We start from the raw sequence: 19289 nt of genomic DNA, 5'->3' as shown, positions 1-19289 counted from the left end.
GATATGCAAGGGACTGGAACCACTTATCGCTGGCGCGAGAAGATGCCGGCGATCCTGATGGACCTCATATCGAAGAGGCCAGACCGTCTGCTTCGCCTTGTGGAAATGAGCTATTCGGAACTTCGTCGCGCAGTTGAGGACAAGCCGAAGGCCGACCTCTTGCGCCGGCTCGAAGCAAAGACCGCAGGACTGGACAATGCCAGGTTGAATCTTCACGACTGGATCTCCCAGCAGACGAAGAAAATGCCTGGCGAAGCTGAAGCCCAGCGATTGGATGATCTGCGCAATGTGAAGCGGAACCTCGACGGAGACCTGGAGCGCATGCGACTTGTTCTGCAGGGCGCTGCGCTCTTGCAGCCTCACATGGTCCAAGCTAAAGCCCTTGAAGCGCTCGTAGGCGTGCATATCAGCCTCAAACAGCTCCGCAAGCACTTTCTGAATATGTTGGAAGCAGACAAGGTGGCGGCCGATTCGCCAAGAGAGAAAGACACCGATGCTCGGGAGACATCGAGGGCAGAGCGGCATCAGCCGCGCGAGGGGATGGTCTGATGAAAGCTAAGTCCTCGCGGATGTCGATTTGTCGATCATGGTTGACCCCCGCCTTCCTCGTTGCCATGTCTTTGCTGACCCAGGCGGCACTAGCGCAGCAACGGCCGCCGACCACGGGTGAGCTTGAGCAGGCCATTAATCGTGACACCGACAAGAGCTATGAAGTTCTCCGGATGGTGTTTGGCCAATTCGCACAGAATCCATTCTTGGAGGTTGGCACACCTGACACGTTGCTCGGTCATGTCTTCTTGATCTCGAACCTGGTGATCATGGCGCTTGGCGTTGTTTGGTTCACGTACAACGTCGGTGCAGGAATTTTGACGTCTGCCCATGAGGGACGCGTACTTGGCCAACGAATGTCGTCTGCATGGTTTCCCGTTCGAACCACCGTCGGTGTAGCGGGGATGCTGCCCGTTTTCGGAGGATTCTCCGCGGCGCAAGCAGTGATGATGTGGACGGGCCTGCTGGGTATTGGAGCGGCCAATATGTCCCTACACGCGTCGATCGATGCCGCTGCGAATTACGCTCCTTTGGTGCAATCCGAAGCGATGGTGAAGCCGCTGGGTTCGGGCGTACTCGCCGCCGATGTGGCAGACGCGTTGTTCATGAGCAAAGTGTGTGTATTGGCCAACCGGGCCTACGACAAGCCTGACGGGTATAGCACGGCAAACTTGCTTGTTGACAACCTCAGCTCCGATGACGGAAAACGTCGGAACAGCCTTTACGGTGAACGTCTTTGCGGCGGGGTAAATCTGTCTGGGAACAAATTCGCAACCGATAACGCACGTTCTGACTCCGGACTTCAGTCGATGCTGGCCTATCGCGTGGCGTCGGTTGACTATGCTGCAATTGCCAAGGCAGGAAGGCAGGCGTCGGTTACGCAGTTGAGGTTGCTGAGTGCGGCCGTCAATGTTGTTGCGATTGACTGGTTTTCGGGCTACCAGAATGCACTCAAGAACGGCACGAAAATACCGGATTGGCCCACGAAGAACTTGGAGCTTTCGCGCAAGGGTGTCAACTTCGCATGGAAGGAGATCATCGCGCCACTGGTCCCAAAGGGATCGGCAATTCGAGAGAAAGTTATCAAGACCATCAAGCGAGATGGATGGGCTGTCCTAGGTGCCTGGAACTCTACGTTTGCCGAAGCTAATGCCGCTATTGTGGATGCTGCCAATGTCTACACGGTGAGCGTTACGAGCCCGGGGAATCGGGTCGGTTTCAGCTTTGGCGAGTTGGGCGATCAGATTCGTGGACTGGGGCAGCGCGCGCTTAGTGCGGTTGGGCTTGGCGATGTCCCTCAAACGGATGTGGTTCGGGATACCTTGGCCGCGCTCAATTCCAAGCGGGAAACCGCCGAGTCTTCGTCCGAATGCCTTTTTAGCTCCTGGGAATCATCCACGGGGAATTGCTCGATGGGCCAAGCCATCGCGCTTTACATGATCGACGGAATTTCGGCGAACAGCGGTGGGCAGGGCTTAGTGAATCCGATAATCGCCGCAAAAAATGTCGGTGACTGGCTCATGACGTTGCCGCAGGTAGCGTACTTCGCCAACAAACTGAAAAACCTACCTGGGCCAGGCAGGGCAGTCAGCGCCGCAGCAGAGGCCGCGGGTAAGATCGCGACAAATCGAGCCATGAGCTCACTTGCCAAACTTATGGGCGGCGACGCCATCGCATTTTTGGAAAAGTTGGGGATGGCGATGTTCATCGTAGGGGCAGTCTTGGCAATCTACGTGCCGTTCATTCCGTTCCTGACATGGATGACAAGCATCATCGGATACTTCACCACCTTCGTCGAGGGCTTGGTCGCGATGCAGCTTGGGGCGTTCTCACACCTTTCCGGTGAGGGCGATGGCATGGGATCGCGCACCGAGCGGGCATACACCCATTTGCTCGCCGTTCTGATCCGCCCGACGCTGATGGTCGTGAGCTTCTTTATCGCGAATGCGATGCTCATCATGCTGGGCACACTGTTCAATCAGATGTTTGCTGCGGCATTGGCGAATGTGCAAGGCAACTCTGTGACCGGTATCGCCACCATCATTGGCGTGCTGGCTGTCTTCATGGTCTGGCAGGTCGTGATGGTGCAAGGGATCTACAACATGGTGTATGAGATTCCTGATCGCTCGTTGGGCTGGATCGGGTCACAGCTTGAAGCGCGATTTGGCCGGGAAATGGATCACAAGATCGAATCGATGACTCACACGTCCATGCGTTGGGCTGGTACGTCTGGGATCGGAATGGTGAAGGTATAAAAAAAGGCCCCGTAGATTTTGACGGGGCCTTCTCGTTTTAGCTGCAGATTAAGTGTCATTTCCCATTCCATGCTTCGCGAATCGCATCTACGACTTTCATTCGATAGTTCGGATATATGATGAAGGCAAATATTCGCGGTATGAGACCCATGCCTATTTCCAACAGCACCAGCGCGACGGCGGCGGCGATGGGCACCAGGACAATTAGCGCGAGCGAGTTGCTGGCGAAGATGTAGCCACCGCCGAGGCCGATGATCAGGCCAATGATGACGGTCTTGGGCCGCGCGAGAAACATCACCAGGTCATGGAATCCACTGGTTCGATGTGCGGTCATGATTTCGTGCTCCATTTAGATTGAAAGAATGTAACAGATTTGTATGGTGTTGGCGCTAGCAAGCACGTCGGTCAATCGGATTGCCTTTGCGGGCCTTTTCGGTCTTCGAAATCTAACTGGCCAGGCATTCGCGCCGGATGATGTCGCATCCCACCACACATGCTACAGAGGTCGACGACCGTTCCAAAACTTTTGAGCCGCGTGGAATTGTGTGCCAGGACGGCCTTGGCTTCCTTGGTCACTTTGGACGATCAGGCGTCACCGATCTTGACGGCGGGGCTGGCCGCTCCACTGCTTCGCTCTTATGCCGCGTGAACGCTCTAGTCAGCTTCTCGGAGTTCTGCGGATCGACGCCAGAGTCCTGTAGTGCTTGGCGCCAATGCTCATCGACCGTCTGCGCAACCTCTTCCACAATGTTCCAGGCTTGCGCCGGCGTGAGACGGAACTGATCTGCCGAGCTCACGGCGTTCTGATAAGTGGATCGAGCACCCTCATCTCCGACGAGCATGCCCTGATAGACGCGTTCCGTGGCCACTACCGACGGAACGAGATCAAACGCTGGCGACAGCTGCAGAGTGTCAATCCGGGACACGTCTGGACCGTCAACAAAACCGTGGTTGAGCTCGTGGTCGTCTGTATTGGATGTGGCGATGTTGAAAATTAGGCGCCTGAAGAGTTGGCGGGTGTCAGCCGCGGGATCTTCACTCCATTTGGTCATGCGCCGCGCGAGCCCGGGATAGCTACCGTGTGCGGACGGCGGAAGGTCGGGAATTTCAAGTGCGCTGCGCGCGGAGGCATAGCGCAGCCGTCCGAATTCCCCCCCCGGAAGGACGTTGACATCGAATCGCTCCGTCAGGAAAACAGCGCGGCCGCCCACCTCGATCAACCGGCAGTTGGGCACATCAATGCCGGCGCGCCTGGCGAGGAGATACATGGCGTATTCCTGCCGCGCGACCTCGGGCAAATCCGGTGCGTCTTTCGTGCTTGGGAACTTTGCGATCCAGATCCGGCCTTCGGCAAGCACGGAGCATTTTGGCCGGGCGCCCCCCAGAGACAGGCCCGGGCGTAGCAGCTGTTCGGCGTCTTGGGGCAATTGCTGACCCTGCTCCACGGCACGAGCAGCACGATGAATGTCTTCGAGCTCGCTGATGGATGCCAACCATGCGGTGGAGTCCACGGCGCTAGGAGAATCACTAAATAGCAGCGCTCCCGTTCTTACTCCACCTTGGGACAATCGAAGGTAGCCGAGCTGGTCCTGTTCCCCGTAAAGTCGGTCGATCAGCGCGCGCCCCCAAGAGTCCGGGCCCGCGTCGAGCAGGAATCCAAAGTAGCCACGATTGGCTGTAGTGGCAAACAGTGTCCGTCCCAGCGGGACCGAGGGGCACAACGCAACCGCGTTGGATCGGGCCAAGTAGGATTCACCATACGCAAACTCGCCTCTACCGTTAGACGAGGTGAGTTCGGTGTGCTGAAAGGCGCCGGCAACCACGGGCGAAGAATGCCCGGGAAGGTAGGTCCAAACGTAGATTTGTCGAGCCACGTTGCGTCCTCAGAAATTCGTGTCGATGGAAGGCGAACCAGATCCGCCGTTGGAGAGATCGGGAGGAACGAGAAGGTCGACGGCGCTGTCCAGGTCGAGTGCCCATAGGATTGCCAGATAGCTCCCCATGGCGGGGGTAGGTTCGCCGTGCTCAACCGCGCGTACCGTAGACACGCCGAGTCCTGCGACGGTGGCCAGACGCTCTTGTGTCCAACCTCGTGCCTTTCGTGCTGCCCTGAGACGCCCAGCGAACAGGGTCAGTCGTTTTTTGGTCTCAGGGGCAAGACCGGGGGCTTTATTCATTGCGTTGACACCGAAAATGGTTGTTTTCGATGGTTTAGCACTGATTTCTATCGCAGTCCACCCATCTGCCTGCCAGCGAGCCAGGCGAATCAACTGCCGAGGTGGACCGATCCAGGTCTTCTTCTGGGCTCGCATGAATACGAGCCGCCGCGGAGATAGGCCTTAGATCGGGTGTCGCGCGAGGGGACCGGCGATAGGTTCTGAACGCCAAGATTCCACTCCATAGCAATGGGCTCGGCGTGCGATCAGCGCACCAAAGGAACGTGGCGCGCAGGAGCAGCTGCGCTATCCATCAGCCGACGCGCGGCGCGTTGCGTGTCGATGCACTCTTCCCAGTTGATGCCCATGCCAGCGCTTTGGGCTTGCTCTGCAGCACCTGCCTGGATGCAGGCGGTGTCGAGATCTTCCAACATTTCGACGAGTTCAGCGGGAACGAATGTCCAGCCGCTATTTCGTTGGCCGCCTTCGGTTGCCGCGCTCGCGGCAATGCCGTTGTGCCTGGCGCGGATACGTTCGCACAGTGCGCGCAGCGTTTGCGCTCGCTCCTCCCAGTAGAGGCGGTCATTGGGGAAAATTGCGGCCTTCGCTGCCACAGAGCATGCGGTATTCCAAACATCCAGCATTTCGAGAAGCTCGACGGGTACCGGCATCCACCCCTTCATTCTGTCGCCGGGGCCGTACGCCGGCGAAGATTGATAGCCGGCGCGGCGAGGGGCCATGAGAACGCTGCTGCGCGCCGGCGGCGGCCTCAACTTTATGGGTTGGGGAGTCGTAGACGAAGACGCATTATTAACAAGAGTAGTCATAACAAGGTTGTGCCGTAGGTGACGCCATGCAAGTTACAATAAAAGGACGCAAACCGTAAACATTTGAAATGAACACTATAGTTTGTAGCTCAATAGAGCGCAATGCGTTGCTATGCGGGTTTACAGAGGAACCCAGCAGTGGCAGCGAAGCACTCTCTTGCAGCGGCATTGAGAACGGTGAGAAAGGCCCGTCGCTTAAGCCAGGAAGCCTTCTCGGATGTATCGAGCCGAACGTATCTGAGCGTGCTCGAGCGGGATTTGAAAAGCCCAACACTTAGCAAGTTAACGGACATCTGTGAGGTTCTAAGGGTGCACCCCGTCACGTTGTTGGTCCTAGCCTATAGCGAGGGTGCTCCTGACGGTGCGCAGTCAGTGTTGAATGAAGTCATGGAAGAGCTCCGCGAACTTCGAGAATCTTCTGAAATCTAGTCCCCTTGGGGGGACCTTCGGCACTCTGTGGCCTTTGCGCCTCGTTTAACCCCCCGCACCCCACACTGCATCGGTGCTCAAGCCCATGTGCTAGCCGGGTTGGAAATGACAAGACCGTCGCCGACCAAGTCGACGGTGGGCAGGAAGCTTCAATCGGCATCCGAACCCGACTCACACCGGCGCCGGTCCTTGACTATCGAGTGTCGACGGCAGCTCTAGCGAAGGAAACGACGGAGTGCAATTGCTCTCTCGTCGGCGGAAGCACTGGTCGAAGCACGTAGCCCGCAATCCTGGCTCAAGAATGTGCTGCCCCTGGTTGCGTGCGTGAACTCCATCACTGGTCAAATTGATCACGCTCGAAACGGCAACGCAAATCATGGCGTGAGATGTCCGCACCGATGACCGTTCGGATCGTTCGACTCATCAGTTCCGGCGTGAATGTCACGACAACATCGGCGGGTTGGATGAGGCGGGTGATGAACACCCCTGGCCCGCAGTTCCGATTCATTCATCTCACAACTCATGTTTGGGGGCCCCAGCCGGACTTGAGATCAGCGAAGGTTTGGTAGCGTTCGCCTCCCGCACAGAGATGCCCGATTCTGAGGTGAGCATGAGCGCTTACATAGGTGAGCAAATACAGGAAGGCACGGGTCATCACTTAAGGTGAGTCTTTACGGGAAGGGAATGGAGCCTTCTCGTCTGCGGATGCGCGCGTTCTCTGGGGCACCGATTCGCAATTGTCGGTCAATGACATTCACTGACATATCCTTTTGCCTTGAGCGTCGTCTGTCGGCGTCACTACCCATCACTGTCATTCACATACATCAGGCGAATTTCCCGCGAAAATTGGAAATTCGGCTTGCGTTGCCACCTATGCAGCATCTTCCAATTTCTGTGAATGGAATATGTCCAATAGATCATGGCTTTAGACGCTACTGGGTGAATTTCTGAGGTTTGACTCGAAAGTCACCAAATTTCTGGCGAGAAAATTACATTCGAAAATCGTGTGCCGTTTGCGCCAGGTCGCGTTCGCAAAACGCAGATAATGGCCAGAAATTGCGATCCTGCTGCTAAGACGCAGAGGTTCGAGAGGCCGTTTCCGAGGTGATTTCTTGCCCCACGTCGCATTACTCCGAAAAAAGCACATCCCACTAATGGGGAAGAATCCGCTATCCGGCGAAAGCACACCCGTATTGGCACGTTCCGGCGCGCGGCCGCCCATTCCAGACTCGCACGACGCCATATCCGGTCCCTACGTCCGCACGCCAGCCGTCAGTGGGCCCGCCAGCCGCCGGAACCGTTCGGACCTGCGCTCGCCCCCTCAGACCTCGCCAATGAGCGCAGGCGCCCTTGGTCGCTCGCGTGCCCTGGCATCCCGTGCCCAGCCGACTACGTGCCTTGGGCGGGTCCATAGAGACGCCAGCGCCACGAACGGGACCGCGCCGCTCGATTTCGTCATGGGTAGGAACCGCCCCGGTGACGAAGCCTGTCTCGAGACGGATACGTCTCTGGGGGGGCCTTTCTCGCACGGATGCGAACCCGGCGGGTCCGTCCTATGTGCGCGCCCGCGCGACCCGGGCGGACGTCGGTGCGGCCCCTCTGAGGATGGCGTGGTTGCCCACGTGGGCGCATGCGATCAGATGCGGTCCAATCACAGTGCGTCTCCGACCAGGCAGAGCCCGTACAGGCACGATTGCGGCACCACCACCGGATTCGTCCAGGCGTGGCTTTGGCCTCGTCTCCGTGTGATCCACGTTGACCTGGAGGCTCTCTGATGGATGATCGTTCCGAAGGCGGGATGGTCCCTGGTGGAGCCTCCCCTCAAGTGGTCGCGACCCGCTCCGAGCTCATAGAAGGCGGCAGCGCCCATTCGAGTCCCGTTCAAGAAGCGTCTGCGCCCCCGATAGCGCGCGCCCTTATGGCGTCCACGACCGAGGCCTACGCTCGCGCGTTGGCGCGTATACAGCGGGGGGTAGCTCACACAGGCGCGACTCCGTCCCGGCCTGGATACTTCCAAGCGCTTGTGGACTGGCTCGTTCACCACGCCCCCGGGATCCGTCCAGGGACGTGGATGATCAGGCGCGCAGCCTTGAGGGACTATTTCGCTCAAGATGGATCGCCTGAGGCCTTAGAGGCGGATGCGCACCTTGCTGCGCTTTCGCCTCGGGACGGATTCAAAGGGGTGCGACCAGGCACTACACAGCGGCTCTACGCGGCGGCGTCCACCAGGCGGCGCCATGTCCTTCCAGCGCATCTGCGCCTGCTGACACAGCGCCTAGCTCTTCAGGCGCGGCAGCGGAAGGGCGACCGACTCGATCCTGCATCAGTCGTCACTGTTGCCATGCGAGCATTCCAAGCTGCGGGACTGCGACCCAGTGAGTGGCCGCGGGCAAATTGGACCGCCCCCGGCTCGCTCGACCTTAAGGTGAGAAGCGCAAAGCGTCGTCAAGCGGCGCAGACGCTTCCGTCGATGGTCGGGGCTGCGCCGCCCCCGGACATGCCCAGAGAGAGAATCGTGCGCATCGACCCCGAGGATCGCCTCTGGGTTGATCTATTCCTTGGGTACGTTGCGCGCGGCTGCGCGCAACCCGGAGGATATGCTGCGTTCTATGAGGCGATGGACCGCAAGCGGTACGACGTGTGTCAAGAACTGGGCATCAGCCTGACCTTCTACATGGCACGTGGGCAGTTTGGGGCCGATCGAAAGAAGCGAAACGGTCTTGCCGCGGCGGCGGTGGAGATGGGCAACTCGCCAAGGAAGGCGTCTGCCTATTACGGGCCGATAGGAAAGGCGCGCTCCGGCGTGGTCCGCCCCAAGGAGCAGTCTGTGGAGCGCGAGCGCGCCCAGGAGACCCCTACCGCGCCCGCCACCGTCCAGGGCGTTACCGCCGACAACGGATTCTTCTAGAGTGCGAAGTCGTCGAACGTTTGCAGCCCCCATTCGATAACCGCTGCGGCGGGGCGAACGCAAAGATCGCCCGCATTCCCGCGCACCCACCATGGCGGCTGCCTGCCGGTGCCTGGGTAACGGTGGGGTGAGGGGGGCGGGGAACCCCCACGGGTGCCAGGCGTCGAACCATTCATGACCGCACTCCCTGTACGGCGTTTTCTCCGGCGTGTGGTCGTCCTGACCCTAGTGGCTGCGTTGGCAGTTTGGGTATGGCCGCGGCTACCTGGTGCGGCACGTGCGCCGTGGCACATGGCGAGGCTGGCATGGCAGGAAGCGCCTTCCGCATTGCCGGTTCCGGTGCAAGGCGTGATGCCTGCCCGGCTGGCCGATACCTGGGGGGCGGCGCGCGCGGGGGGGCGGAGGCATGAAGGCATCGACATCTTCGCGGCCCGCGGGACGCCCGTGCTCTCCACAACGGAAGGCGTCGTCATGCAGGTCGGCACCAACGTTCTGGGCGGGCAAGTGGTGTGGGTGCTGGGGCCCGGCCGCCAGCGGCATTACTACGCAGACCTGGACGGCTATGCGGATATCCAACGCGGACAACTGGTCGCCGCGGGCGATGTGCTGGGGTATGTCGGCAATACTGGCAACGCCAAGGGCACACCGCCGCATTTGCACTATGGAGTCTATGACGGCGGGGCAATCAACCCCTACGGCTTGCTCATGGCAGCCCCTTCGATTTCTCGCAGCCTCACGGAGCGGCGATAATTCCCGGCATTCGCATTCCAGGCTTGCCAACGCGCCGCCATGATTTCCATTCTCAAGATCCGAGAACAGTTTTCCCTGTTCGGCGAACTGCGCCCCCAACCCCGCACCGCGTGGACGGGCGAAATTCCCCTACCTGAATCACTGGCTGAGTTCTAAGAGCAGATCGGCCCCTGGGGTGAGACCTATCACGAGAACATCGGGCCGGTGGGCATAACGTTGTCAGAAGCCGCAATAAGTTTCGCGCCGCTGCTACGCTTATGGAAGCTGCAGGCAGGCTACCGATGGGATGCGTCGAATGGGCAGCGCGTGGCCGCCTGGCGGGACGAATGGTTGATGATCGCAGATCTGAACGCCGCCCCATTCATTCTGGATGCCCAAACTGGGCAGATACTGTTCGCGCGCCACGGCGAGGGCGCCAGCAACGCCCACGAGCTCGCGCAAGACCTGCTCACGTTCGTGGCCGCTGCCGCAGCGATTGGCGTCGTGTTTCATCTCGCCGATGGGGACTTGCGGAACGATGAATTGGAACTCAAGCCGGAGTATCGAGCGGCGGCGATACTCCACGCCGCCCATCTGCACCAGCTCTGGATTGGGCGCAGCGGGCCTGGGATGAGCGGCTGAGAACGACCGATCTAGAAATTGCCAGCTGACCCTACGGAGTGTGGGAGCGGTTTCTCTCAAGCTCTTCGGCGATGTAGCCCCGCTGGGGGCGTCCGGTGAGAATTGGCGCGGCAAGCCCTCGATATCCGTCGTCTGAATGTCCTTCGGCTCGGCACGCCGCCCCCCGACTCCAGAGCTCTGCCGTGACGCACGGCCTCGGCCGCCGGCGCGTTTGCCTCAGACGCTGGCCATGGCTTTCGAGACAACTTGGCAGAGACCAGTTCCGCCATGGGTGCTGGATTCAGTCTACGGGGCCGCTTCTGCGCGCGAAAGCTTTGCTATTGTCGGCCCGGCGTTCTCCTCTCGCTGACGTGGGCAGCAGTCAGTTCCGGTCTTTCGTGGGGGGCGCGCGAGCAAAGCATGGGGAACTGCCTCCCGGTCCAACTCTGGTATTCCGCCCCCTGGCGAGTTGCGCCATGAGTTCAGCGTCATTGAGCGACGTATCCCTCGGCACGATCCACAAGCTGCCGGCGGCGCACTGCATCTGCTGCCGGCATGGCATGCCCGTGGTGGAGCAGCGCATTGTCTAAGGCGGCGGATAGGTCAGATTGGAGCGCCTGCAGCTTGATGATGACGTTCGGGAACGTGCCGGAAAAATCCAGCAAGGCTTCCAACACCTGGCCATTAGTGGAGGCCTCGGGGTCTTCTTGCAGCTTCAGAATGATCTGCATTTGATTGATCACGGATTGCATGACTGGTCCTGCGGTTGGGTGTCTGGGGAGCGGCACACCTGATCCATCGCAACAGATTGGATGGCCGGCGGGGGCGAGAGGCCCGTGCGCAGAATTCAGCCTACCGGGCCCGGGGAGCGCCCCCAAGTTTTGACAGTGACGGCCCAGCACGATGGGCACGGTCGGCCCGAGAGACTCTGACGAACCTGAGTCCTAAGGTGTGCGACAAGGCTCACAGCGTGCGCTGGGCCAGCGGTCAAAACTTCGCCCCGATCTGGATTACAGGGCTGGCGTCCTATAGCCACCTATTTGGTATGAATTAAACTTCCCATTCATACAAATAAATGAATGGAGTGCGGCCCATGGCCATTCTTCGGCATGATGATGCGCCCCCCGAGTTCGACGCGTCGGAGATGGTAGCTACAGAGGCGGATACGTCGGTGGCGCCGCCTCGCTTTAGATTTGTGGTGCCAGGCGTGGGCATGGTCGGGGGACAGCCAGTGCCGCGGCATGTTCAGCAACAGCCGCAAAGGTTGGTCGAGTCTCGGGCGAACGTCGCCCGTGAGGCCTCCGAGCGGCTGTCTCCTCCGCGAACGCCTTCGGGACATGCCGGACCTTCGGCATATCGGCGCGATGCCCACGGTGGAGTTGTTGCGCCCCGCCAAGCGGCAAGATCCGGTCACGGCGTCCGCCTACAGGTCACGCCGACTGAGGAGCAGCAGGGCGTGATCGACGATGAGTCGACCGTCGTTGTGGCGGTTGCCCTGGCGGGCAGTGGGAAGACGACGGCTTCGATCGCTTTTACGCTGGCCAGGCCGCATGAGAAGGCGTTGTATGTGTGCTTTGCGAAAGCGAACGCCGACGAAGCCGCCGGGCGCTTTCCACGGCACCATGTGGAGTGTCGGACGGGCCATGCCCTCGCCTACGCGCGTCTCGATGCCCGCACAAGGGCTCGCGTGCCGAAGTTCTGGAATGCTCGCACTATCACCGAGGATGTTCTGGGCCTAACTGGCAACAAGCTGAGTTGGAATGATGTGTCCATCGTCCAACGAATGTTCAAGGACTTCTTCGCAGACACCGCCCCCGAGATTGACGCGCAGGTCCATAGCGTCAGCGCGCGAGCTGCCGACCCACGGGTGAGCGAGGCCAAGCTGCAGATTTGCGCCGAGAAGGCGAATGCCCTATGGCAAGACATGTGCAACTCGGCTGGGCGCTGCCGCATTCCTCACGACGGATACCTGAAGCGCTTCATCCTCGCGAGGCCGAATCTCGGCTTCGACCGCCTTATCTTTGAGGAAGCCCAGGACGGAAATCCCCTGATGGCAGCACTCGTTCGTCAGCAGTTGGAATACGGGGCAAAACTCCTGATCATCGGAGATCCCCACCAGTCGATCTACAAATTCCGCGGCGCATACAACATCTTTCAGGATTTGCCCGCGGGCGCTTCGGTCCACAAGCTGACGAACACGTGGCGCTTCGGGCCGGCGACGGCAGAGAAGGTCAACCTGTTGTTGGCGGCATTCAAGCCGGATGAACCTGCACGAGTCGTGGGGTGTGGCCAGGACCGTTCTTGGGATGATTCGGCGACGACCACTTACCTGGCGCGCACCAACGCCAAGCTCTTTGAGATGGCTGTAGCTCACGTGGAATCGAAGGAAACTCCCATCTACTGGGTGGGCGGAATTGCGAAGTACCGCGTGCATATGCTGCTCGACGCCTACGCGTTGTGGGAAGGCCGCACCAATGATGCGAAGGATGAGTTCTTCCGCGGAATCTACAGCTGGGATGAGCTGCGGAAGTATGCGGAAAGCACGAACGATCCAGACGCGAGAATTCTCCACGCGCTGGTGGAGCAGTACCAGCATCGCATCCCTGATCTCGTGGAGCGCATCAACGCGCAAGTGTCCGAGACGATAGATCGGGCCGGTATTGGTTTGGGGACGGGCCATAGTGCAAAAGGCCTCGAATTCCCCCAGGTGCAGCTGTGCGACGACTTCGACAAGTCGTTCGAGCGGGCTCTGACGGCATACCAGTCGGGCGAGGTGACCCCGGAAGACGAACAGGAAATCAACCTCTTGTATGTCGCGCTTTCTCGCGCGAAGTACTGCGTACAGCCGAACCCCGGCTTGCAGTCATGGATGCAGGAGGAGCGGTTTAGACAACAGGAAGCCGCAGCGCAGCACCTCCATTCCCATTTCATGACCATGGCCGACCGGCCGTAGCGCGCTCTCAGGGTGCCTAACGCGCGCCCCCCGTGCATCGAATTCAACCAGACCTGCAGTGGCAGATCATCTTTCCTTTAGGAGCCTTCAGTGCCCGAAATCGCAGATACCCAAACCGCCGCCCCCGGCGCCGTCGCGGCAAGCCAGATGGTCGACCTGGCCGTCATTCGGTCAGTCCCCGGCCCCAGCGGTGTGCAACTCACCAACATCCTGAAAGGCGCGTACGGCTCTTATCGTGACGGTACGTTTGAGATCGACCCCGCCCTGCGCAAAGCCGACGAACGCTTTCTCCCCGCCACTCTGCGCAATTCCGAAGCGGGTGGGGTGGCGGTGTTGCGCGTGCCGCAGGCCCTTCTGCCGGTGGTGAAGGTGAACCTGGCCGCCATGGTGCGCGCACGCTGGGCCGACATGTATGCCAGCCTGCGGGCCACAAGCGAAGCTGACAGCGCCCTCGGGCAGATGCTCGATCATGACCGCGACACGGCGCTCCAAGCGATCGACGCGATCTTGCAGCAGGCTGGCGCCGAACAGGCTTTTGTCAGTCCCATGAATGCCCATGGCCTGCAGGTCAAGTGGCGTTCGTCGATGTCGTCGGACGACGATAACGGTGAAAACGCGATCGGGACGGTCCCCAACTGGGCGATCCAGGAACAACCGTACGGACGGATGCATGCGGGTGTCACCCTGACGAGCGCCGGCGACGTCGTGCCGTGCCCTCCGGACGCCGTCTTTGGCACTCTGGAAGCACGTACGGCCACGCACCCGACCGATGTCGCCCAGGACCGCGTGGATGGCGTGCTGCGCATGCGTGTTCATGCTCCGACGGCCGAGCTCGCGCGGGCCTACACGAATCTGGTTGCCCAAGATCCGACGATGCGGGAGCTGGTGTTGGCATTGGGTCACCCTACCGCCTTCCAGTTGGAGAACGTTGGCCAACCTTATGCGCAGCGTCAGGAGGAGGTAGAGCAGCTGACCGCCCGCGCGCTGCCTTCGACCGACGATGTGTCCGGTTCCGCACCGGATATTGCGGAAGTCGATCTTCCCGAGGCTGCCCAGCCCGTTCCGCAGCAGGTGGTCATCGCAGCACCGCCGCTGGTCGACGACGGATTCTTCGATGACGAGCCGACGGACGCACCCCAGCAAATTGAACGCCCGCGCGAGCGCGGGTGATCCAGACCTTGCACGACTACTTTTTTGGGTGAGCGACTATGGTGATTCGCTTCAACATCCCGGGTGCGGGCTTGGTAAGCACCGACACGCAGCTGATGCCTGTGAACGGCGCATCATCTCGACCGACGCCGCGCGCGGCAGCGCCGGCGGCGCAGGCCTTCGCGCGGGAGGTTGTGGGTGGGGCAGATGTACCCCATGCAGTCCCCGCGGTGGCGCCCCCAGAGAACGTCGACGCGAACGTCGATAACGGGACCGTCGTCCAGCTGGAACCTCCCGCCTGGCTGGATGAGGCGCCCGTTTCGCATCAAGACGGTGATGATGGCGCCGCATACTGGGAAGGGGACTTCGAAGACCATGCGCCGGAGGCCCCCAGGCGTCGGCCAGAGTCTCGAGCAAACCCTCGCGATTTCGCTCCTGAACCCACGCTACGTTTTCACAATGGTGCCCCTGAGGATATTCCTCTCGGCTCGGTGTTTACGGAACGAGAGTGGGCGGCCGTGCGTGCCGGTGCGGACGTGCGCGCAACCGCGGTGGAGATCGACCTCGGGGGCGGGCGGGCCCTGATTTCCGCGTCCTGGGACGAGCCCGGAAGCGAGGTGCTTTCTGTCCTCGGCGTGGAGCGCCTAAGATTGGTCTCGCCCGAGGCGTCTGCGCATCCGGAGCGCGCCGCGCTGGGGCGCGTTGCCTTGATGGCGGAGTCGACCTGGGCGGGTCGCTCCATTCACGATCGCGGCCTTCCGGTGGGGACGACAAAGATCGGTAGCGCGCTGGTCGATGAGTCTTCAGGGGAGGTGCTGGGGCATGCGCCGGTTTCCGAGCAGGGCCGCCTTGAGATGGAACGCGCGGCGCGTGATGCTGGAGCCGAGCTACTGCTGTTCACGACTCCCAGAGACTGGCTGGCGTTACGCGGTCAGCTCTATCAAGAGCGTGAGCAGGCTTGGTATGACGATCGGCAGGCCTGGCCACGGCATACGCCCGTCGCGATCATCCATCGCCCCCTTGTCCTCATAGGGGGCGAGACTGAGCTGATCTGCTCCCAAGTTGACTGGTTGGCGGCCGGCGAATCCAACCTGGGCGTGATCGGCCCAGCCCGGACCGGTGCACGGTGGACCGAAGGGGAGGCCCAAGCCGTCATGCGTTGGTTGGAGGTTGAGCGAAGCCGCCCTGAAAATGCGGGCTTGGATGACGTCGAGAAAATCCGTCTCGAGGACGTGGCCATCATGAGGCTCGTCGAAGAACGTTCGCGCCCTGCGCCGACAGCCACTGCATTGATTGAATGCTTGGGAAAGCAACCTGGCTGGCAACCTCAGCGGGAAACGGAGCATGCTGTGGAACGCAGCGCCCCCGATTACGATCGCCCCAGACACTAAGGGAAAAAAGCCTCCGTAGAAATTTCACGGAGGCTTCATGACCATTGCCGAATGGGTTCTCTATATCTATAGGTATAGGGGCGAAAGTTCATTCAGGAGGACGCCCGCGCCTCAAGCGGGGAGTTCTATGATCCCCATCTCCTTGCAGTGTCGGAGCACTACCACCGGCCAGGGCGAGCAGGCGTTCGGCCAGGTCCGCCAGGATGTTGCGCACGTCGTGTTCGTCCTGGCTCAGCGCCGCGTGCGCCATCGATCCAAGGCGGCTCAGCTCGTGGCGTGCGTCTGCGTTTGCCTGGGCCGTCGCCGTCTGGTTTAGAAAGACAGGCGCTACGGATTTCCCGGTCCCTTGCGTCTGAGCGTGCTTGGCGTGCTCCAAGCAATTTGGCGCGAAGAACGTGGTGATGCCGCCCGGCTTTCCGGTCAGGTTGTCGACAAGAACATAGCCGTCCGGATTCGCATATCCACAAACTGAGGCGCTCACCGGAGGTGCGGGCGAGCACAAACACAGCTCGTACTCGCCGTCTGGGAGGGAAGCGGCGGCCGGCAAAAGAGTATGCAAGCTGGCCCCGTTGACGCGTTCTAGGGTGGCCACTGCAATGCCCTCTGCGTCCAACTGGCCAAGGCACGTGGTGGCTTGGGTGGCGAGCGCATGAGCGACATGGCGCGCGTAGGTACTGACTGCGCGCCAGTAGGCCGCCATTGGGGCCTTTCGCCGGCGCCATGCCGTTTCCGCCTCGATATTCGCCTGGTCACGCAGCTCGCGCATAACGGATTCGATGCGCGCTCGGTCCGCCTTCGGTAGACGTTGGAGCGCCTGGCCGGCGGGGAGGCGGAGTAATGGATTGATGTAGCCCACGGTCACCACCTCGCGCCGCGGTGCGCGTGCTGGGCGGCTACGGCCGCATCAAGCATCGTCAGCAGCCCGTCGTGGACCTCGTTTGCGCGCCGCCCGGTGTGGGCCGCATTCCGAGAGTGAGAGATGGGGAGCGCCCCCTCGAAGGTATTCCGTACCGATACTGCTGCGTCGCGCAGCCGCACCCAGTCGATTTCATGTCCGTTGCGTCTGTTGGCAGGGACCATAGTGCGATATCGAGCCAGTACCGCCACCACATACTTGTAGTAGAGCTCTCCGGCGCCGGTGCCGCGCATCTGCTCCGGAGAAAGGCGCTGATCGAGCGTCGGCATTGACGTGGACGTCCAATCGGCCGGTCGCCCTGCGCGCCTGTTCCAAGCGGCGATGTCTTGCGGACTGTCAAGATTCAGCACAGGCAGTTGGCTGCCCTTGCAGCTGTCAGTGCGGCAGCGCGCCTTGGGATTCGGACAATTCCACTGCGCATCCAGCGGGAGCCCACAAAATGGGCAAGGCTGGAGACGGGGTTCCTTCCGCTGGGCGAGATAGGTGGTTTGGGTCATCAGAGGGTACCGCTCCCTTTGGTCAGCAATTTTCGGTGTCGGAGCTGTGCCCCGATCTACATACCAGGTTACGGGGGCGAGGGTTGGTTCCCAAGAATTTGGCAGGGAGAAGCCTCGCCTGTCGTCGTCGGCACGTGCATGCGCACCGCGTGGGGCCAGCGTCAGGCCACGCGCCTGAGGCCAACTTCGGAAACGCGAGACGCGAGGATCGGTATGCCAAACGGCCGCGCCGGACCCGAGAAGGCTCTCAGCATGTCGGAGTAGAACGGATCAGACTTGGTAGGGGTCAGCAGGCCCTCTGGGTCGTGGCCACTTTCCCGCAGCGCTTGATCTAACGCCGCCTCCAGGGGCACGCCAGTGGCGGTTGCGTTCTGCCTAGCGCGCGACATTGCAGACGCCAATGGCTGTTGAGCTTGGTCCAAGCATGCAGCCGTTCGCTTTGCCCAAAGAGGGGCACCGGTGACGCTGAACCATAGCCACCAAGTGGAGGCTTGGCGTTCGGCAGACACAAGGTCAGGATCATCGTCGCACTGGTCCATGTCCCGAGCGAGGTCGAGCCGATCCAGCGCTTGTGCAAGCAGGTCGGAAAATTCAGCGTTCTCTTCCCAGTTGGATTCCAGAATTGCGATGTCGACCTGGAGGTTGACGTACTCCAGCACGTGACGGGGCTCGCCAAATACTTTCAGCGGGAGAGATTCGAGAACTGAGCGCAGGGTGGTCAGGGCGTGGGGATAGTGGATCAGCCACCGCCAGCGCTTCGCCATGACCGTGCTCGAGTCGAATGCTTCTTGGGGCTGCGGCACAAAGGCCGCAAGCGCGCCGGCGAGACTACGTTGACGGCGCTGACCCAGCAAGGTGGTACGCCGCACATGAAGGCTGGCGAGGACTGCCGGCTGATCAAACTGGCTGACTGGGGTCGGGGCGCGCTTCCGCACGCGAACGCGGTGGACCATTATCTGTTCGCCGTCGTACATGGAGAACGACACGCTCATGTACTCGGGCAGCGAATGACTCACGTTCGTACCGAATCGAAGCTCTTCGAGCTCGAAGGCCATCTGCGAGAGGAGTTTGGCGAGATCTTCCACGCCATTCGGCTGTGCCCCCAACCAGTCCCTCAGGGCTTGGAACTTGTCGTCGACCAGGGCCGCGACGCGGTTGGTGGCAGCCATGTTCGAAACCAGTGTGGGGGTGGAGCCCGCGGCGGATGCGTGAACCAGGCCGTACCTGTTGTTGTGGTGGACGATCGACCCCACTTCCGGCAGGTCGATTGCGAAATCCATTTGAATCAACTCCGGGTCCATCGAGCAGCCAAGGGTGAGATGCTCCATCCACTGGATGATCTGCTCAATCATCGCCGCTGACTTATGCACGCTGCAGCGGGGGCCAAGGCGCTGCCAGATCTTCGCGCGAATCAGATTCAGGCAGCGATTCGCGTCGGGGATCAGTTCAGTATCTAGCGTTGGCTGGTGACGGTGCCCGCTTGGCCGGTGCAGCACGAACCGGTAGGGCGTCCCGAGGAGCATGGGCACCAGAGCGTCGCGCAGCAGGCGCCATTCCGGGCGCAAATCCCATGTTCGATCGAGAAGGGGCAGGTTGTGCCGTGCCAGTTCAATCAGGAGGGGGGCGAATTCGCGCCAGGAGCTGCGTATGTCGTCGCCGATCAGGGAACGAGTGGGGGGCATATCACGATTCCTTGCAGAGCCAGCGAAGCGCTGGCGATGGCCGGTGCGGCTGGTCTATCGACGTCGAATGACATTGCGAATGTCATTGAGTGGAAGAAAATGCCGCTCTTTGCTTTGTGTTTTCATTATGAATCAATATAATGGTTCATACAAACAGGAAATTTGAAACTGTCGCGAATCTGGGACCTTCATCTGGCTAAGTGCCACGGGACGGCCCCAGCCCCCTA

The 19289-nt window shown here is 60.7% G+C and carries 17 protein-coding genes; 9 read left to right on the top strand and 8 right to left on the bottom strand.

All coding sequences use genetic code 11. The features are described 5' to 3' along the window. The first annotated feature begins 3 nt into the window (after window positions 1–3). Window positions 4–549: a hypothetical protein gene (locus tag RAS12_RS30525; RefSeq protein WP_306951931.1), complete on the top strand. Its 546-nt coding sequence runs from the start codon at window positions 4–6 to the stop codon at window positions 547–549. Further along, window positions 549–2804 carry a DotA/TraY family protein gene (locus RAS12_RS30520; RefSeq protein ID WP_306951929.1) on the top strand — a complete coding sequence of 752 codons (2256 nt, stop codon included), beginning with the start codon at window positions 549–551 and terminating at the stop codon, window positions 2802–2804. The genes RAS12_RS30525 and RAS12_RS30520 overlap by 1 nt, the downstream gene beginning before the upstream one ends. A 55-nt stretch (window positions 2805–2859) precedes the next feature. On the opposite strand, the gene RAS12_RS30515 is transcribed toward RAS12_RS30520, so the two are convergent. The 4 genes from RAS12_RS30515 to RAS12_RS30500 all read right to left on the bottom strand — a co-directional run bounded on the left by RAS12_RS30515 (window position 2860) and on the right by RAS12_RS30500 (window position 5700). Then, window positions 2860–3138, bottom strand: a complete 279-nt coding sequence (locus RAS12_RS30515; RefSeq protein ID WP_306951926.1) for a hypothetical protein — start codon at window positions 3136–3138, stop codon at window positions 2860–2862. Window positions 3139–3376: 238 nt separating this feature from the next. After that, window positions 3377–4315 (bottom strand): type II toxin-antitoxin system HipA family toxin, encoded by a 939-nt coding sequence (locus tag RAS12_RS30510; protein WP_306951924.1) that lies wholly within the window; start codon window positions 4313–4315, stop codon window positions 3377–3379. 372 nt (window positions 4316–4687) lie between these two features. Beyond that, a complete protein-coding gene (locus RAS12_RS30505) occupies window positions 4688–5116 on the bottom strand; it encodes a helix-turn-helix domain-containing protein (RefSeq protein WP_306951922.1) in 429 nt (142 codons plus the stop codon). 110 nt (window positions 5117–5226) lie between these two features. Further along, entirely contained in the window at window positions 5227–5700 is a 474-nt protein-coding gene (locus RAS12_RS30500; RefSeq protein ID WP_306951920.1) for a hypothetical protein, read from the bottom strand. A 225-nt stretch (window positions 5701–5925) separates the two neighbouring features. Here RAS12_RS30500 and RAS12_RS30495 point away from each other — a divergent pair, with 225 nt between their 5' ends. From RAS12_RS30495 to RAS12_RS30480, 4 genes are all read left to right on the top strand, one after another. Beyond that, window positions 5926–6216, top strand: a complete 291-nt coding sequence (locus tag RAS12_RS30495; RefSeq protein WP_306951918.1) for a helix-turn-helix domain-containing protein — start codon at window positions 5926–5928, stop codon at window positions 6214–6216. Between the two features lie 2515 nt (window positions 6217–8731). Further along, entirely contained in the window at window positions 8732–9124 is a 393-nt protein-coding gene (locus RAS12_RS30490; protein WP_306951915.1) for a hypothetical protein, read from the top strand. 291 nt (window positions 9125–9415) lie between these two features. Further along, a complete protein-coding gene (locus RAS12_RS30485; RefSeq protein ID WP_371321326.1) occupies window positions 9416–9874 on the top strand; it encodes a M23 family metallopeptidase in 459 nt (152 codons plus the stop codon). A gap of 333 nt (window positions 9875–10207) precedes the next feature. Continuing rightward, a complete protein-coding gene (locus RAS12_RS30480) occupies window positions 10208–10495 on the top strand; it encodes a hypothetical protein (RefSeq protein ID WP_306951912.1) in 288 nt (95 codons plus the stop codon). 467 nt (window positions 10496–10962) lie between these two features. On the opposite strand, the gene RAS12_RS30475 is transcribed toward RAS12_RS30480, so the two are convergent. Then, window positions 10963–11226, bottom strand: a complete 264-nt coding sequence (locus RAS12_RS30475; RefSeq protein ID WP_306951910.1) for a hypothetical protein — start codon at window positions 11224–11226, stop codon at window positions 10963–10965. A 704-nt stretch (window positions 11227–11930) separates the two neighbouring features. Here RAS12_RS30475 and RAS12_RS30470 point away from each other — a divergent pair. The 3 genes from RAS12_RS30470 to RAS12_RS30460 all read left to right on the top strand — a co-directional run bounded on the left by RAS12_RS30470 (window position 11931) and on the right by RAS12_RS30460 (window position 15967). After that, on the top strand, window positions 11931–13427 hold the full coding sequence (locus RAS12_RS30470) for a UvrD-helicase domain-containing protein (RefSeq protein ID WP_306951909.1): 1497 nt from the start codon (window positions 11931–11933) through the stop codon (window positions 13425–13427). A gap of 90 nt (window positions 13428–13517) precedes the next feature. After that, complete coding sequence (locus RAS12_RS30465; protein ID WP_306951907.1) at window positions 13518–14597, top strand: hypothetical protein; 1080 nt, start codon at window positions 13518–13520, stop codon at window positions 14595–14597. A 38-nt stretch (window positions 14598–14635) separates the two neighbouring features. Beyond that, complete coding sequence (locus RAS12_RS30460; protein ID WP_306951905.1) at window positions 14636–15967, top strand: hypothetical protein; 1332 nt, start codon at window positions 14636–14638, stop codon at window positions 15965–15967. A gap of 88 nt (window positions 15968–16055) precedes the next feature. On the opposite strand, the gene RAS12_RS30455 is transcribed toward RAS12_RS30460, so the two are convergent. The 3 genes from RAS12_RS30455 to RAS12_RS30445 all read right to left on the bottom strand — a co-directional run bounded on the left by RAS12_RS30455 (window position 16056) and on the right by RAS12_RS30445 (window position 19062). Continuing rightward, window positions 16056–16823 (bottom strand): hypothetical protein, encoded by a 768-nt coding sequence (locus RAS12_RS30455; RefSeq protein WP_306951904.1) that lies wholly within the window; start codon window positions 16821–16823, stop codon window positions 16056–16058. Window positions 16824–16825: 2 nt separating this feature from the next. After that, window positions 16826–17152: a hypothetical protein gene (locus RAS12_RS30450; RefSeq protein ID WP_306951903.1), complete on the bottom strand. Its 327-nt coding sequence runs from the start codon at window positions 17150–17152 to the stop codon at window positions 16826–16828. Window positions 17153–17541: 389 nt separating this feature from the next. Further along, on the bottom strand, window positions 17542–19062 hold the full coding sequence (locus RAS12_RS30445) for a hypothetical protein (protein ID WP_306951902.1): 1521 nt from the start codon (window positions 19060–19062) through the stop codon (window positions 17542–17544). Window positions 19063–19289 lie beyond the last annotated feature (227 nt).

It is taken from the genome of Achromobacter seleniivolatilans, from assembly GCF_030864005.1.
GTDB classification, from domain to species: domain Bacteria; phylum Pseudomonadota; class Gammaproteobacteria; order Burkholderiales; family Burkholderiaceae_B; genus Achromobacter; species Achromobacter seleniivolatilans.
The sequence above is the reverse complement of the archived record's forward strand: the minus strand, read 5'-3'. Positions and strand labels throughout refer to the sequence as shown.

Bases quoted from the DNA above. Each gene is read 5' to 3' on its own strand.
- RAS12_RS30525 (WP_306951931.1), top strand. From the start codon at position 4: ATGCAAGGGACTGGAACCACTTATCGCTGGCGCGAGAAGATGCCGGCG.
- RAS12_RS30520 (WP_306951929.1), top strand. From the start codon at position 549: ATGAAAGCTAAGTCCTCGCGGATGTCGATTTGTCGATCATGGTTGACC.
- RAS12_RS30515 (WP_306951926.1), bottom strand. From the start codon at position 3,138: ATGACCGCACATCGAACCAGTGGATTCCATGACCTGGTGATGTTTCTC.
- RAS12_RS30505 (WP_306951922.1), bottom strand. From the start codon at position 5,116: ATGCGAGCCCAGAAGAAGACCTGGATCGGTCCACCTCGGCAGTTGATT.
- RAS12_RS30500 (WP_306951920.1), bottom strand. From the start codon at position 5,700: ATGGCCCCTCGCCGCGCCGGCTATCAATCTTCGCCGGCGTACGGCCCC.
- RAS12_RS30485 (WP_371321326.1), top strand. From the start codon at position 9,416: ATGGCGAGGCTGGCATGGCAGGAAGCGCCTTCCGCATTGCCGGTTCCG.
- RAS12_RS30480 (WP_306951912.1), top strand. From the start codon at position 10,208: ATGATCGCAGATCTGAACGCCGCCCCATTCATTCTGGATGCCCAAACT.
- RAS12_RS30475 (WP_306951910.1), bottom strand. From the start codon at position 11,226: ATGCAATCCGTGATCAATCAAATGCAGATCATTCTGAAGCTGCAAGAA.
- RAS12_RS30460 (WP_306951905.1), top strand. From the start codon at position 14,636: ATGGTGATTCGCTTCAACATCCCGGGTGCGGGCTTGGTAAGCACCGAC.
- RAS12_RS30450 (WP_306951903.1), bottom strand. From the start codon at position 17,152: ATGCCGACGCTCGATCAGCGCCTTTCTCCGGAGCAGATGCGCGGCACC.
- RAS12_RS30445 (WP_306951902.1), bottom strand. From the start codon at position 19,062: ATGCCCCCCACTCGTTCCCTGATCGGCGACGACATACGCAGCTCCTGG.